The sequence below is a fragment of the Shewanella bicestrii genome (genome assembly GCF_002216875.1).
Classification (GTDB): domain Bacteria; phylum Pseudomonadota; class Gammaproteobacteria; order Enterobacterales; family Shewanellaceae; genus Shewanella; species Shewanella seohaensis.
The window spans coordinates 3,926,882-3,941,353 of record NZ_CP022358.1 but is presented as its reverse complement, the minus strand read 5'-3'; the positions used below and the strand labels follow the sequence as shown (position 1 = coordinate 3,941,353).

Here is a 14,472-nt window from a genome sequence, read left to right as displayed (position 1 = left end):
TATGCCCTTGAATATGAATGCGAAAATGCGACAGTTGTTGAGCAACTGCCGCAGGAGACCTTGCTATTTGCTGGTCAGTTGTTCGCCGTTAGTGGCGACGGGGGCAATTTCATTTTTGACCCATAGCGGGGTGTACTCGGCGGCATCATGGTAGGGCACATTACCGTGGATCATCATGGCTTTGAAATCATCGAAGCGGTACACCGCGAGGAATAAATGCACGGGTAAGAAGGCGGTTAACACTAGGCCTGAGACCAAATGGGCTTGACCTAAAAACCACACTGTATCCCGCGGCGCAGCGTGGGGGGTAAGCCACAGCACTAAACCGGAGAGGATAAGCACTGTGCCGCCAATCAGTACGCAGGCACCAAATAGCTTTTGGCCTGAGTTGTATTTATTCATTGGAGGGATTGGCACTTTTTTACCCAGTAAGAATTTCTGTGGGTAACCGCCTAACACCATAAACCATTTCACGTCGCGCCCTGAGAAGCTGAACACTCGGGCGATAAATAGCACCACTCGGTCGAATGCCATGACGGTAAATGCCACGGCATCGAGGGCCATAACAATCCCCGCAATGATGTGCACATCATAGGTTAGTTGCATGCCTTCCTGGGAAAGCGGTTTAAAAAACAATAACAACCCCGTCGCGGCTAACGGCAAAAAGCTGAGCAGCAGAATGTAGTGGAAGATCCTGATGTTTAGCGGATGTTTTAAAATGGGTCTCATATCATGTTCTTGATGCATTTTTCATCTCCAATCAAGAGCTTAATTTGGTGCGGTCGACAAAGTGGGTGTGCAGCAGCTCATGGGACATATGTCCTAATGGCTCGCCACCGAATTCTTTGTAGTATTTCTCTACCGCAGGGTTGGCGTGGCTGACACGCTTTTTCGCTAGGCTGTCGTCCTTATATAACCCTTGGCTTCTGGCCTTAATGTACTCATTGCGGCGCTCAAGCTTGCTGGTAAACCAACCAATAGGAATGGCTAAGGCGGCGACAAAGGCAGCGCCTACGGCCATAAACTTACGGCGTGACAGAAAGAAACTGTCCTCGGCAAATAGGTGTTTTTTCTTGTTCATTTTTGTTTCCTGTTAAATGTTACCAAGCCAAGAAGAGCCTTTACCTTCAATAGGTTGACCTCCACCGTTGACGCAGCCGCCAGCGCAGTTCATCACTTCGATAAAGTGATAGGGCGAAGTACCAGCCATTACATCGCGCAGCACGGGTTCGATGTTGTTGCCCATGTCGTGTACTACAGCGACATTGACGGTTACATTCTGGTTGAGTTGTGTATCAAACAGGCTGACGGAAGCCGATTTGACGCCTTTTAGCCCGCGTACGGGTTCAAATTCCAACTTAGCCATTTCAGTTCCTGTAAGTACCTTATGGGCGGTACGTAATGCCGCTTCCATTACGCCACCAGTGGTACCAAAGATAGTGCCCGCGCCAGTGTATTCAGAGAACAAACTATCGCCTTGATACTCGGGGGTATTAGCGAGATCGATATCGAGCAGTTTGAGCAATTGAGCCATTTCTCGGGTGGTCAACACTGCATCAATATCTTGGTACGAAGGCGTGTTAGCCCCATGTTCCTGATGGTATTGCCAAGCCGAGTTAAATTCGGGGCGTGAGGCTTCGAGTTTTTTCGAGGTACAAGGCATCACAGAGACAGTGAAAATATTCTCTGGCTGCATTTGATACACTTTAGCGCCGTAGGTTTTGGCGACCGTTCCAGCCATTTGTTGGGGAGATTTAGCGGTGGACAGGTTAGGCAGTAGCGCTGGATAGCGGGTTTCGAGGTAACGCACCCAACCAGGGCAGCAGGAGGTGAACTGCGGCAGCGCACCTGCATTTTCTTCACCTTTGACATTGGCATGGAGGCGATGAATAAACTCACTACCTTCTTCCATGATGGTGAGATCGGCGGCAAAGTTACAGTCGAAAATCTTAAAGCCTGCCTGATTCATCGCGCCATAGAGCTTACCCGTCACGAGTTCGCCCGTGCCTAGACCGAATTCTTCACCAATTGCGACCCGTACGGCAGGGGCGATAATACCGACGACGGTAGTATTTTTATCGGCGAGCTTTTTAATGACGGTTTCAAGGGCGCTGTGGGTTTCTTCAATGGCGCTAAAGGGGCAGTTAATTAAACATTGGCCGCAGCTTAAGCATTTATCTTCATCGATAGAGTGCACAGCACCCGAGGCGCCATTAATGGCGTGGGTTGGGCAGAACTGTTTACAGGCATCACATCCTTTGCATTTAGATGCATTTATCTTGATCAGCCCTTGGATTTCTCCCGGTTGATAAGTTGTCGCTGTCATAGGATTTCGCGTTCCTCATTTTCAACCTGAATTATATTTTCAGTGTTATTTAATGTATTTGTTTGGCAGCTTATGCCTATGGCAAAAGCGTATTGGTAAGTTTTAGACGGCTGGATAATAGGAAATTGATTCTGGAAAAAACTTGAGAACGATCAAGTTTTATTCTTTTTGATAAAACAGGCGTTTTTAATGGTTTTATTAGACGTTTTTGATAAATTTTTAGAAATAAAAATAGACTTTTGTGTTTGTGTTTTATCAGGTTATATTTAATTTGTTCTTTATATACAGCGCGTTATGGTGACGTCGTCGGTCGCCTAACACTGTTTGTTGTATTTTAAAGGCTTGCGGTGTGATTTATTGCATTATGAGGATGTTATCACTCGTTTGGATTTTGTGTTTGGACAAATTGTCCATAAATGCTCTTGGTTTAAATAATGCTAATTAAGATAGCTTAGGAATGATTATGGCGAATGGATAATGTGATAGATCACAAATTAGCAAATTGCTTAAAATAAAAACCGTCCAAAGAATATTCTTTGAACGGTTTTAAAAGATGCTTAATTTATGTCGATTAAATTAATAGAATAAATATCAGCTAATATTATTATAAATTAATTCTGAATATTAATTAAATATTAATTTCTCACTAAATCGAGTTCTTTAATTAAATTATCGGCATGGTCCACTTCATCCATCATCCACAGGATATATCGAATATCTACGTGTACGGCGCGGGTGATAGTGGGGTTGAAGAACCAGTCCTTAGTAATGGCTTCATAGGTGGAATCGAAGTTCAGGCCGACTAGTTCGCCTTTGCCGTTAAAGACTGGTGAGCCAGAGTTACCACCCGTGGTATCGACACTCGACAGAAAGTTAACTGGCACAGAGTTAAATTCTTCAGGCTTGTCCAAGCAAGAGAACAGACGGCAAATCCAGCCGCGTGGATCTTGGTAGACAGATTTCACTAAGTGATCGCCAAAACGCTGCTCATGGATTGCATCGAGCAGTTTTTTCGGAGCGTTATAGGGCTCAACACCTGTGTGCTTAGCTACGATGCCATCGAGGCGAGTAAATGGCTGTTTGTACAGAGCGTCACGGGATTGATAACCATCGACCATTCCGTAGCTGATACGTAGGGTACCGTTTGCATCGGGATACACAGGCCAGTTGTTGGCTTTGTAGTAGTCGATAACGGCGGCCATATACGCAGGGCGAGCGGTAGATAGTTTACCCGCTAGAATTTTTTCTGCCTTTTCCTGAGCCATATTAGTGTCGTACAACGCGACAGCGAGGCGGATAAATGGATCGCTGCTGGTTTCAAAAGCTTTCGCATCGGCATCCATCCACGCCAGACGTTGCGCTTGGTCTGTCAGCGTCGTGAGCGAATACAGGCCGTCGAGTTTTGCTTCTAGACTGACGTTTTTGTCGTCTAGATTCAGCATATTGTCTAAGGCTGCAACGCGGTTGGGTTGTGACAAGTAGGCATTTAAGTCCTGTAACCACAGGGTTTTATCGACTTTAACGTCAAAGCTGGAGTCGATACGCTTCAGGCGCGAGCTGAACATGGCAAGATCACGCTCTTGGTAACCGATTTCACGCTCGGCGTCGCTCTTTTGCTTTTCCTTGGCTAAGCGATAGAGGCTATTGGCCGCAGTGAGCAGTGTGCTTGATTGGGCATTGGTGAAGTAATAATTGGTTTGGGTTTGCAGTTGCTGCTCGGCCAATAAAACTTCTAGCTCGCTGATAAGGTTTTGATTAAGGCTAGGGTTTTTCTTTAACCAAGCCAGAAAATCATCTTCGCGTTGCTGTTTAATACCAACGATATCCGTGGCTTTAAAGCCAGCCAGCAGACCGTTGAGTTTTTTCATCCGGTTCGCCATCGACGCCATATTGCCTGCATATTTAATAGCGATATCGGCATCTTCCTGACCCATGGCTTCGATAGTATCAATCTGTAATTGATAGCGTTTTGCCTGAGTTGGATACAGCCAGTCGCTGGCAAATTTAAGCTCGCTGGTGAGGTTATAACGGCTGGTGGTGCCAGGGTAACCCGCCACAAACACGCCGTCGCCCGCTTTCACACCATCGGCGTTCACTTTCAGGTAACTCTTTGGCGTGTAAGGAATGTTATCTTCACTGTAGGCCGCAGGCTTGCCATCTTTACCTACATAGGCGCGCAGGAAGGCAAAATCGCCCGAGTGGCGTGGATACTCGTAGTTATCAATATCACCGCCGTAAGCGCCAACGCTTTCTGGTGGCGCATACACCAAGCGCACATCGCGGATCATCAATTGCTTGATGAGGTAATATTCCAAGCCATTGTGGAAGCTGCGCACGTTACAGCGGTAGTTATCATCGGCCTCACAGCTTTTGATTAAGGCTTTGCTGTGGTTTTCAATGTCTTCGTAGCGTTTGAGCGGATCTTGACTTAGGTCTTTGGTGACATCGCTGGTGACATTGGTCACGGCTTCGGTGATGTATAAACGCTCGTTCGGACCTGCCGACGGTTCTTTATCCATCGAGGTGGCTAAAAAGCCCTGTTCGAGATAGTTATGTTCTTTCTTAGTGTTATATTGTATCGCCTTGTAGGCACAATGATGGTTTGTCACAACTAGCCCTTGGGGCGAGACAAAACTGGCGGTACAATAGCCCAGCCCAACAACGGCATTCATTGGATAACTGGTGAGATCGGCTAATTTGTCAGCGGGAATATCGATTCCACGCGCGCTGAGTTTGTCTGCAATTGAAGGCATTTGATAAGGTTGCCATTGTCCTTCATCGGCTGTTGCTACGCCAGAGGTCAGTACTAAGGCTGCAACCAATGCAATACGCATGTTCTTTCCTTATTTTTAGTTAGAGTGTCCGTTGGAATGAAGTAACAGGCGAATGTAAACGGCCTGTTTGCTTGACGCGGGTTTTATATCATATTTTGTTAAGTTGTTGGAAATCGGGAGTGTTAATGTCACAACAAGGTGCGTTTAAACCTAAGAATAAGCCGACAGATGTGCAGGTCGATAGCTTAAAGCTGCCGCCGCATTCGATTGAGGCTGAACAATCGGTCTTAGGTGGCCTAATGTTAGACGCCGACGCTTGGGATAAAGTGGCCGAGACTGTGGTGAAAGAGGATTTTTATTCCCGCTCCCACCGAATGATTTTTGCGGCCATGCACCGTTTGGTCGAAAGTGGTCAACCCATCGATTTAATTACGGTTTCTGAACAACTTGAAGTTGAAAACCAACTCGAAGAAGCGGGCGGCTTTGCTTATTTAGGCGAGATTGCCAAAAACACTCCGAGCGCAGGTAACATTGTTTCCTATGCCGAGATTGTGCGCGAGCGCGCCGTGGTGCGGGAGATGATCCGCGTCGCCCATGAGATTGCCGATGCGGGTTACAATCCCGAGGGACGTGACTCCAGCGCCTTGCTCGATTTAGCCGAGAGTAAAGTTTTTAAGATTGCCGAGCAGCGCACCAATGCCAACGAAGGTCCCGAAGGCATTAAAACCATTCTCGAAAAAACCGTCGATAAGATTGAGCAGCTATATAACAACCCGCACAACGGTGTGACAGGGGTGTCGAGCGGTTTTAGCGATCTTGACCGTATGACTGCGGGCTTCCAATCCGGCGACTTGATCATCGTCGCAGCGCGTCCTTCTATGGGTAAAACCACCTTCGCGATGAACCTCTGCGAGCAGGCGGCGATGAATGAAGACAAGCCTGTGCTGATTTTCAGTCTCGAGATGCCCTCAGAACAGATCATGATGCGTATGTTGGCTTCCTTGGGCCGCGTCGACCAAACCAAAATTCGTACCGGACAGCTTGATGATGAGGATTGGGCGCGGGTGTCATCGACCATGGGGATCATGCTCGAGCAGGGCAAGATGTATATCGACGATGGTTCAGGTTTAACCCCGACCGAAGTGCGCAGCCGTGCCCGCCGTATCGCCCGTGAACATGGCGGCTTATCGATGATCATGGTCGACTACTTGCAGCTGATGCAAGTGCCGGCGTTATCGGACAACCGTACCCTAGAAATCGCCGAAATTTCTCGCTCTCTCAAGGCATTGGCTAAAGAGTTAGAGATCCCCGTTATTGCACTTTCCCAGCTTAACCGCTCGCTCGAACAACGTGCCGATAAGCGCCCCGTAAACTCGGATTTACGTGAATCGGGTTCTATTGAGCAGGATGCGGACCTCATCATGTTTATTTACCGTGATGAGGTGTATAACAACGATTCTCCCGATAAGGGCACGGCGGAAATCATCATAGGTAAGCAGCGTAACGGCCCCATTGGGCGTGTGCGCTTGACCTTCCAAGGCCAGTTTTCCCGTTTTGATAACTACGCTGGCCCGCAGTTTGAAGAAGATTAATTTCTGGTGTTAGAAGCTAAGCACTGCTTATGTATTCTTTTTTATTTCCCGACTTTTCAAATAGACAAGGCAAATTTTGAAACCTTTTCCCCGAGCAGAAATTAGCAGTAGTGCACTGCAAAACAATCTCGCCGTCTTGCGTCAACAGGCGAGTCGCAGCCAAGTGATGGCGGTGGTGAAAGCCAATGGTTATGGTCATGGATTATTAAATGTCGCCAACTGTTTACACACTGCCGATGGCTTTGGCTTGGCCCGTTTAGAAGAGGCCTTAGAACTGCGCGCCGGTGGCGTGAAGGCGCGCCTGTTATTACTTGAAGGCTTCTTTCGCAGCACTGATTTACCTCTGTTGGTGGCCCACGATATCGATACTGTGGTGCACCACGAGTCGCAAATCGAGATGTTAGAGCAGGCGACGCTATCAAAACCTGTCACCGTATGGTTGAAAGTGGATTCTGGCATGCATCGCTTAGGTGTGACGCCTGAGCAATTTACGCAGGTGTATGCGCGTTTGATGGCCTGTGAAAATGTCGCCAAGCCCATACATTTGATGACTCATTTTGCCTGTGCCGATGAGCCTGAAAATCATTACACCCAAGTGCAAATGCAAACCTTTAACCAGTTAACCGCGGATTTGCCAGGATTCAGAACCTTAGCCAATTCAGCGGGCGCCCTCTATTGGCCTAAGAGCCAAGGGGACTGGATTCGCCCAGGGATTGCACTTTATGGTGTCTCACCTGTAACGGGGGATTGTGGCGCCAATCATGGCCTGATCCCGGCGATGAATTTAGTCTCGCGTTTGATTGCGGTGCGCGATCACAAGGCGGGACAACCCGTTGGCTATGGTTGTTATTGGACGGCGAAACAAGATACTCGCCTTGGTGTCGTAGCGATTGGTTACGGCGATGGTTATCCGCGCAATGCGCCAGAAGGTACGCCTGTATGGGTTAATGGTCGCCGAGTGCCGATTGTTGGTCGTGTCTCTATGGATATGTTAACCGTTGATTTAGGCGCCGATGCGACAGACCAAGTTGGCGATGAAGCCCTGCTTTGGGGCGCCGCCTTGCCCGTTGAGGAAGTCGCCGAACATATTGGCACCATCGCCTATGAGTTAGTGACTAAACTCACCCCAAGGGTGGCGGTGTGTCTTGCATAAGCCATCAGAGTAGAAATAAAAAACGGCGCATTTGCGCCGTTTTTTATGCCCTAAGAAGCGGGAGATTGAGTGGTTTGCTGCCCGCCATTCTGCACTTGGTTATTAAGCCTTTGAAGCGATAATCAAACTTGCAGAGCGACATGAACGATATGAATTAATTCTCGAAGCAGATTTCAATAAAGGCGTTACCGAATGGGCTGCTGAAGGGCATGATAATTTTGGTGCCGTTCGCTTTATGGGAAATGGTATGCCCTTTACCCGAGACCACCATAGGGGTTGCCATTTCGAACTCATAACCCTTTTGCCCTAAAAGATTTTTTGCCCCACCCGTGACCATATTGGTAATTTCACCCACGAGATCGGTGACTTCTTCGTTTATCTTACCTGGGTTTTCCCCAAGCATATTTTGCATGATCTGTAGTGCCAGCTTTTGTTCAAAGGTAATAGATAACGATCCCTTAGTCTGCGGCCCAACCATACCAATTAACCCCGACACATCACCCTTGGCTAAGTTGTCAGTTTTAATTTGGGGCTTGCCCGGAGTGAGATCCATGCTTGCCATCGTCGAAATGACATTGAGCAGGGATTGCAGAAAAGGGTTAATAAAATTGACGTTCATGCTTCAGTGTTTCCTCTTATGAACTTAAGCCTTATGGTCACCATGTCATTAAGGTTAGACGAAAAGTGGCTGAACCACAGCAATCTTAATCACACTCTATCAGCTTAGATGACACAAATGGAAATGTGAGGTTAATTTCACGATTTTATTGTTGTTTATCCGTGCAGAGGCTCAAGACTCTGTCCTTTAATCTTGCGCTTCTGAATCCATCTGCTTAGCGCAACGGCCGTTGATTTGGGTCCATTCGGCCTCTTATACCTTTCCAATGATTTAGCCATCATTTTTCGAGAGAAGCTTGATTATTCAGCACTTTGCAAGCGCAGCATTTCCCATTTATTACTGAATTTCTTTTATTTTCATATTGTTAAATTCAATTCGTGCAAATGTTTTTCCTCATATCTTGCTAATTGAGACCTAGCACTCAATCGCTGTTGATAATGTGATAAAGATTAAATTGTAATGTAAATGATAATAATTATTGATTGCAAATTGTGTTTTGAATATATTAGCGGCGATTAACAGGTGGGGGACATCTGTTACAGGTTTAGTCCGCAACAGGAATGTTTTTGATGAAATTTGCAAAACGTCGTAATGGCCGAGTCGCACTCGGTGCTCATGTTTTAGGTTCGTTAACGATTGGGATGGCGGTATCGGCCACTCCCGCGATGGCAACGGAAGGGCAAACGCAAGTCGTTGATAAGAAAGTCGAGCATATTGAAGTAAACGGTGAGTACTTAGGTTACAACACCCGTAAAGTGCAATCGGGTAAATTTACCGAAGACCTGCTCAATACCGCTAAAACCGTTACCGTTATCAATCAAGATTTAATCAAAGACATGGGCGCCCAAAGTTTTACCGATGCGCTACGTGCAACTCCTGGTATTACCTTAGGTACAGGTGAGGGTGGCAACCCCTACGGTGATAGACCTTTCATCCGTGGTTATGATGCCCAATCTTCAACCTTTATCAATGGTATGCGTAATGTGGGCTCTCAAAGCCGCGAAACCTTTAACATTGAACAAATTGAAGTCCTGAAAGGCCCAAGCTCTGTTTACAACGGCCGTGGCGCCGTTGGTGGTAGCATCAATATTGTGACCAAAAAAGCGCAATCCGAAGATTTTATTAATGCCGACGTTGCCGTTGGAACGGATTCCCTTAAACGCGCCAGCGTCGATGTTAACCATGTGATTGCCGATGAGGCTGCGGTCCGTATTAACATGATGGCCCACGATGCCGATACCCCTGGACGCGATGAAGTCACGGGTAACCGTTGGGGCGTAGCACCTTCGGTGACCTTTGGTTTAACCACGCCAACGAAAGTGACGCTCGAATATTATCACTTTGAAAATCATGACATTCCTGATTATGGTATTCCCTACGATCAGGCCTCGGGGGAGCCTGCCGATGTCGACCCCGACAACTTCTATGGTCTGTTGTCTCGAGATTTCCGCGACACTATGGATGATACGGCGTCAGTGTTGATAAGCCATGATTTTAATAACGACATGCAGTTCACTTCGACCTCCATCTATAGCCGTAACAGCAATTACTATATTGTGACCAACCCGGACGACACTACGGGCAACGTGGCTAATGGTTATGTTTGGCGAAACACTAAGTCGCGCCATTCGGTTACTAAGACACTAGCCACTCAATTACAACTCTCGGGTGAAGCAAAACTCGCGGGGATGACTAACCGTTTTGCCGTCGGTACTGAACTCAGTAACGAACGTACTAGTAATTTAAGTTACACCGTCGATACGGGTAATGGCCGCAACGCGGGTTGTGATCAGGCGATGCTGGACAACTACAACTGTACGCTGCTGGATAATCCAAATCCGCACGATCCTTGGGTTGGTACTATCACCCTCGGCACCGATGCGACAGTTACAGAAACCGATACTCGCTCGCTTTATGCCTTTAACACCATTGAGTTAACTGAAGCGTGGATGGTGAACGCCGGGATCCGTTGGGATGATTACAGCACCAGTGCTGAGAACTCGACTTCTCAATTTAGCAATGATACTGACTTCTTTAACTATCAATTATCGGTACTTTATAAGCCCGCTGAAAACGGCAGTATTTATGCTGCGTGGGGCACTTCTTCTAACCCTCCGGGGACCTCAAATGGTGATGGCGCGGATCGTCTCGGCAGTACCAACGCCGATCTAGAGCCAGAAGATACTGAAAGCTATGAGTTAGGCACTAAGTGGGACTTCTTTGCCGGACGTTTATCTTTGAATGGTTCGGTATTCCAAATCGAGAAAAACAACGCTCGGGTCGCGACCTCTGGCGATCGTAATTCGCCGCAGGAAAACGTCGGTGAGCAAAAGGTGAAAGGTTTTGAACTTGGCTTCTCCGGTGACTTTACTGAGCATTGGCATGGTTTTGGCGGTTACACCTATTTGGATGCGACCTTGGAAAGCAATGGTTATAACCAAGCACAAAATGGTAACCGCTTCCCTAATACCGCTAAAAATAGCTTAAGTTTATTCACGACTTACGATGTGACTGAGGATTTTACTGTTGGTACGGGCGCGTACTACATGGGTAAAGTTTATGGTAATACGGCTAACACGCTGTCGATTCCATCCTACTGGCGTTTTGATTTGACTTCATCTTATAAAATGAGTGAATTCTTGACCTTACGCCTGAACGTGCAAAATCTAACGGATGAGCGTTATTACGATAAAGCGTATACCGCGCACTTTGCCAATATGGCCGCTGGTCGCTTAGTGATGTTAAGTGCCGATATGCACTTCTAAGCAATATTAATCGAGATCTGAATGGCAGCCCTAGGGCTGCCTTTGATGTTTATGCTATTCCAATAGGATATTGAAATGCTTATTGAAATTCCGAATGTTTTTTCTAAAGAAGAAGTCAATCAGCTAAGGCAAGAGCTCGATGCCCGCACTTGGATTGATGGCAATCAGACCTCGGGCGTGATGGCGAGTACCCGCAAACGTAACCAGCAGTTAGACAAAGATGACCCTGTTGCACTGCAAATCGGCGAGCTGATCATGGCGCGTTTGTTGGCCCACCCTTTATTTGTGTCGGCGGCGCTGCCATTACAGTTTTATCCTCCTTTGTTTAATCGTTATCAAGGCGGCGAAACCTTTGGCTATCATATTGATAACGCGATTCGCTCGACGAGCGAAGGCATGGTACGCACCGACCTGTCAGCAACTTTATTTTTAAGTGAACCAGACACTTATCAAGGTGGTGAGCTGGTGATCCAAGATACCTATGGCCAGCAAAGCATAAAGCTCGCGGCGGGCTCATTGGTGTTATATCCGTCAACGAGCTTGCATCAAGTCACTCCTGTTACCTCGGGTGAACGCACCGCCGCTTTTATGTGGCTGCAGAGTATGGTGCGCGATGAGGGGCAGCGCCGCTTGCTATTTCAACTCGACCAATCGATTCAAGCGCTGACGGCACAGGCCGCGCCAGAACAAGAGTTGTTTAATCTGACGGGGGTTTACCATAACTTGCTAAGACGTTGGAGCGAGTTGTAGTAATTCTAAGCTAGGCTTCTGTCCCTGCTTCATCTCCCCAAAGCGGGCGGTTTAGGGTATAATCCCGCCAGCTCCGAGGGGCAACAAAACAGTAAACGTTAACTCGTTTACTGTTTTTGTATTTTTACGCTGGCGCTGCATGGCTCATCTGCAGCTTAAATTAAGGCGCTTTATCCCTCAAAGCATGAACTTACTGGCAAATTCTAATTACTTGAGTCGATAGTCACGTGTTGAAAAATAATCTTAATGATGGTCTACAGCTCGACCGCACCTTTTCCATTGCGCCCATGTTGGATAGGTAAGATTTAAATTTAACTAATTGATTTTGTTTAATACGTAAAACGTGTGGTTCCCTATTGGTTCCCCGATTTTAAATAGTTGTTTCATGGTTCCCCGCTGATGATATGATGGTTTTATCAACGTTGAGGTGATCTATGGATAGAAAATCTCTAGCTGTACAGGTTGCTATTCTTGTAACAATCGCGACGCTAATCCTTTCTTTTTCGGTGAATGCCGAAGTCTACAAATGTGCCGATGGTAAATACTAGGCAGACCCTTGTGATGATTCCTGTAAACAATAGAAAAGTAGCTTTATCGACAGACAACGGGTAGGGCGAGAGATTGCTAAGCCTGAGAGTGAGCGCAAACGGGTTATTGTTAGACGCTAATAGAGGTTCCGTGATCTGCAGAATGGTAGGCGATATGCCAATAACAATTTAGCTGGCTCGACTTGGCAACAAAGTTTGGCACTGGAAATGCCAGTGGTTGCACTGCAAAGCCGCTGCTCTGGTGGCCTCGATTAATAGGCTGATTGAGCTCCTGCGTGAAGATATTAGATAACAAGTCAGTGCATACTACTTAAATTACAATGTGTTATTTTTGCTTGAATTTTGAATCGCAGGCGTTAACCTTGTGTAAAAATTGTGTGATTTACCTTGGCTGTTTGCATATGTTCTTAAAACTGCCTAGAATTCACGTTCGAAAATCAACCATTATGGTTGATATTGGAGATAGCTAGTGCCACACTATGATTTAAATACAGTAAAAGCATTGGCTATTTCCACGCTTAACATAGTCATGAGCCGAAGTAGCCGAAGAGATAGGACAAACCTTGGCTATGAAATGATTGATGTCCAAGCGTGTATACTTGGTCTAAGTGAAGACCAGTTTCACAAGACATATGACTATGAGCCGCATCCGGCCGACTCCTACAAAATTTCTTATTTACTGAATGGGCAGGAACATCCTGATGATCTGTATATCAAATTTTATATAGGTTCAAACCAACAGTTGATACTTCAAGTGTTGTCATTTCACAGTGACAGATAAACGGGCTAGATATGAAAACGTGCACCTGCATTTCTTGTAACTCTAAGAATTTGAAAGAGTTATCTGAAGAACTGCCAATGAGATACAAAAATTCTCAACTAAATGTCATAAGTAAGTTCACTGTATGCGAAAGCTGTGGTGAAGAATTTGAACTGCCTGAACAAGCAGCTGAAAATGACATTGCAATGCGTGAAGTAAAGAAGGAGCATGATGGTTTACTAGGAAGGCATTTTCTGAAAAACATCAGGATATCTTTAGGGCTGACCCAACAACAAGCTGCCATTGTTTTTGGCGGCGGAATTAACTCATTTTCTAAATACGAACGAGGTGAGGTTACTCAAAGTGACAGCTTAGATAAATTAGTTAGGCTTTGTTACTCTGATAATAGTATTTATATTAAGCACTTAGAATTAATTAACCGACTTGATCTCGCTCCACCAAAAAAGAACATGCGGTTAATTGTGCGTAATGTTGGAAGTTCAGCTAAAGAAATTGCAGATGTGTTTATATCAGATCGTGAAATTCCTGATTTCTCTACAAAGATTGCTGGAGTTAAAGGTGTTCGTAAAGTTGTTACTTTTGGTGATTTGCAATACGGAACTTAAAAATGGATATGGAAGCTGTAAAAGAAGCTATAGATAATCTTGAGCTTTTGAACATAAAGCTTAGGAGTTCTGAGTTCCAAGTTAAAGATGCGATTGATGGTGTTGTCAGAACTGATATGCAACAACAAAGTTTGTGGCATGTGGAAGCTGAAGTGGTAAGTTTTGCAGGGGACATAGTAACTAATTCAACTGCTGAAATGCTGCAAGTAGAAATTACTTTTGGCACTCGATATATTCAAAAATCACCAAATGAAAAATCATCACAAAACACTAATGAAGATGCTGTTGAACTAGCAAAAATTGGTGCTACATACAGACTTGAATACCTAATAAAGAAGACTATTCCAGAAGAATCTATTAAAGCATTCTGTGAGTTTAATGCTGTGCATAACTGTTGGTCATTCTGGAGAGAACATGTTTTTAGCACTTGCCAAAAAGCTCAGATTCCTACATTTGCGATTCCATTTTTTAAAAGCCCTACTAGATAGATTGCCTTTACCATTTTATAAAAGGCACCATGAAGGTGCCTTTTATGTTTCTGGGTTAAGCCGTTTTTTGT

12 protein-coding genes are annotated in these 14,472 nt (G+C 45.8%); 7 read left to right on the top strand and 5 right to left on the bottom strand.

The window, feature by feature from the left end; genetic code table 11:
• Positions 1-63: 63 nt before the first annotated feature.
• The 4 genes from CF168_RS17245 to CF168_RS17230 all read right to left on the bottom strand — a co-directional run bounded on the left by CF168_RS17245 (position 64) and on the right by CF168_RS17230 (position 5,160).
• Complete coding sequence (locus CF168_RS17245) at positions 64-747, bottom strand: cytochrome b/b6 domain-containing protein (RefSeq protein ID WP_089068460.1); 684 nt, start codon at positions 745-747, stop codon at positions 64-66.
• Between the two features lie 13 nt (positions 748-760).
• On the bottom strand, positions 761-1,081 hold the full coding sequence (gene hydB / locus CF168_RS17240) for an iron hydrogenase small subunit HydB (protein WP_023268564.1): 321 nt from the start codon (positions 1,079-1,081) through the stop codon (positions 761-763).
• 12 nt (positions 1,082-1,093) lie between these two features.
• Positions 1,094-2,326, bottom strand: coding sequence for an iron hydrogenase large subunit HydA (gene hydA, locus CF168_RS17235; protein ID WP_089068459.1), 1,233 nt, complete (start codon positions 2,324-2,326; stop codon positions 1,094-1,096).
• Positions 2,327-2,961: 635 nt separating this feature from the next.
• Positions 2,962-5,160: a S46 family peptidase gene (locus CF168_RS17230; protein WP_089068458.1), complete on the bottom strand. Its 2,199-nt coding sequence runs from the start codon at positions 5,158-5,160 to the stop codon at positions 2,962-2,964.
• Positions 5,161-5,285: 125 nt separating this feature from the next.
• Between CF168_RS17230 and dnaB the strand changes: the two genes are divergently transcribed.
• Both dnaB and alr read left to right on the top strand, forming a co-directional pair.
• On the top strand, positions 5,286-6,692 hold the full coding sequence (dnaB, locus tag CF168_RS17225; RefSeq protein WP_011715877.1) for a replicative DNA helicase: 1,407 nt from the start codon (positions 5,286-5,288) through the stop codon (positions 6,690-6,692).
• Between the two features lie 76 nt (positions 6,693-6,768).
• Entirely contained in the window at positions 6,769-7,845 is a 1,077-nt protein-coding gene (alr, locus tag CF168_RS17220) for an alanine racemase (protein WP_089068457.1), read from the top strand.
• A 154-nt stretch (positions 7,846-7,999) separates the two neighbouring features.
• Here the strand turns inward: alr and CF168_RS17215 are convergent, their stop codons facing one another.
• The gene (locus tag CF168_RS17215; RefSeq protein WP_086901993.1) at positions 8,000-8,464 is read right to left on the bottom strand and encodes a chemotaxis protein CheX; all 465 of its coding nucleotides are present in this window, start codon (positions 8,462-8,464) and stop codon (positions 8,000-8,002) included.
• A 569-nt stretch (positions 8,465-9,033) separates the two neighbouring features.
• Here CF168_RS17215 and CF168_RS17210 point away from each other — a divergent pair.
• From CF168_RS17210 to CF168_RS17185, 5 genes are all read left to right on the top strand, one after another.
• Complete coding sequence (locus CF168_RS17210) at positions 9,034-11,229, top strand: TonB-dependent receptor (RefSeq protein ID WP_089068456.1); 2,196 nt, start codon at positions 9,034-9,036, stop codon at positions 11,227-11,229.
• A gap of 75 nt (positions 11,230-11,304) precedes the next feature.
• Entirely contained in the window at positions 11,305-11,979 is a 675-nt protein-coding gene (locus CF168_RS17205) for a Fe2+-dependent dioxygenase (protein WP_089068455.1), read from the top strand.
• Between the two features lie 1,077 nt (positions 11,980-13,056).
• Positions 13,057-13,308, top strand: a complete 252-nt coding sequence (locus CF168_RS22735) for a hypothetical protein (RefSeq protein WP_430980747.1) — start codon at positions 13,057-13,059, stop codon at positions 13,306-13,308.
• Positions 13,309-13,385: 77 nt separating this feature from the next.
• Entirely contained in the window at positions 13,386-13,913 is a 528-nt protein-coding gene (locus tag CF168_RS17190; RefSeq protein ID WP_240520036.1) for a type II TA system antitoxin MqsA family protein, read from the top strand.
• Between the two features lie 2 nt (positions 13,914-13,915).
• Positions 13,916-14,401, top strand: a complete 486-nt coding sequence (locus CF168_RS17185; protein ID WP_089068454.1) for a hypothetical protein — start codon at positions 13,916-13,918, stop codon at positions 14,399-14,401.
• Positions 14,402-14,472: the final 71 nt, after the last annotated feature.

Bases quoted from the DNA above. Each gene is read 5' to 3' on its own strand.
- hydA (WP_089068459.1), bottom strand. From the start codon at position 2,326: ATGACAGCGACAACTTATCAACCGGGAGAAATCCAAGGGCTGATCAAG.
- CF168_RS17205 (WP_089068455.1), top strand. From the start codon at position 11,305: ATGCTTATTGAAATTCCGAATGTTTTTTCTAAAGAAGAAGTCAATCAG.
- CF168_RS17245 (WP_089068460.1), bottom strand. From the start codon at position 747: ATGCATCAAGAACATGATATGAGACCCATTTTAAAACATCCGCTAAAC.
- dnaB (WP_011715877.1), top strand. From the start codon at position 5,286: ATGTCACAACAAGGTGCGTTTAAACCTAAGAATAAGCCGACAGATGTG.
- CF168_RS17215 (WP_086901993.1), bottom strand. From the start codon at position 8,464: ATGAACGTCAATTTTATTAACCCTTTTCTGCAATCCCTGCTCAATGTC.
- CF168_RS17185 (WP_089068454.1), top strand. From the start codon at position 13,916: ATGGATATGGAAGCTGTAAAAGAAGCTATAGATAATCTTGAGCTTTTG.
- CF168_RS17210 (WP_089068456.1), top strand. From the start codon at position 9,034: ATGAAATTTGCAAAACGTCGTAATGGCCGAGTCGCACTCGGTGCTCAT.
- CF168_RS17190 (WP_240520036.1), top strand. From the start codon at position 13,386: ATGAGATACAAAAATTCTCAACTAAATGTCATAAGTAAGTTCACTGTA.
- CF168_RS22735 (WP_430980747.1), top strand. From the start codon at position 13,057: ATGAGCCGAAGTAGCCGAAGAGATAGGACAAACCTTGGCTATGAAATG.
- CF168_RS17230 (WP_089068458.1), bottom strand. From the start codon at position 5,160: ATGCGTATTGCATTGGTTGCAGCCTTAGTACTGACCTCTGGCGTAGCA.
- hydB (WP_023268564.1), bottom strand. From the start codon at position 1,081: ATGAACAAGAAAAAACACCTATTTGCCGAGGACAGTTTCTTTCTGTCA.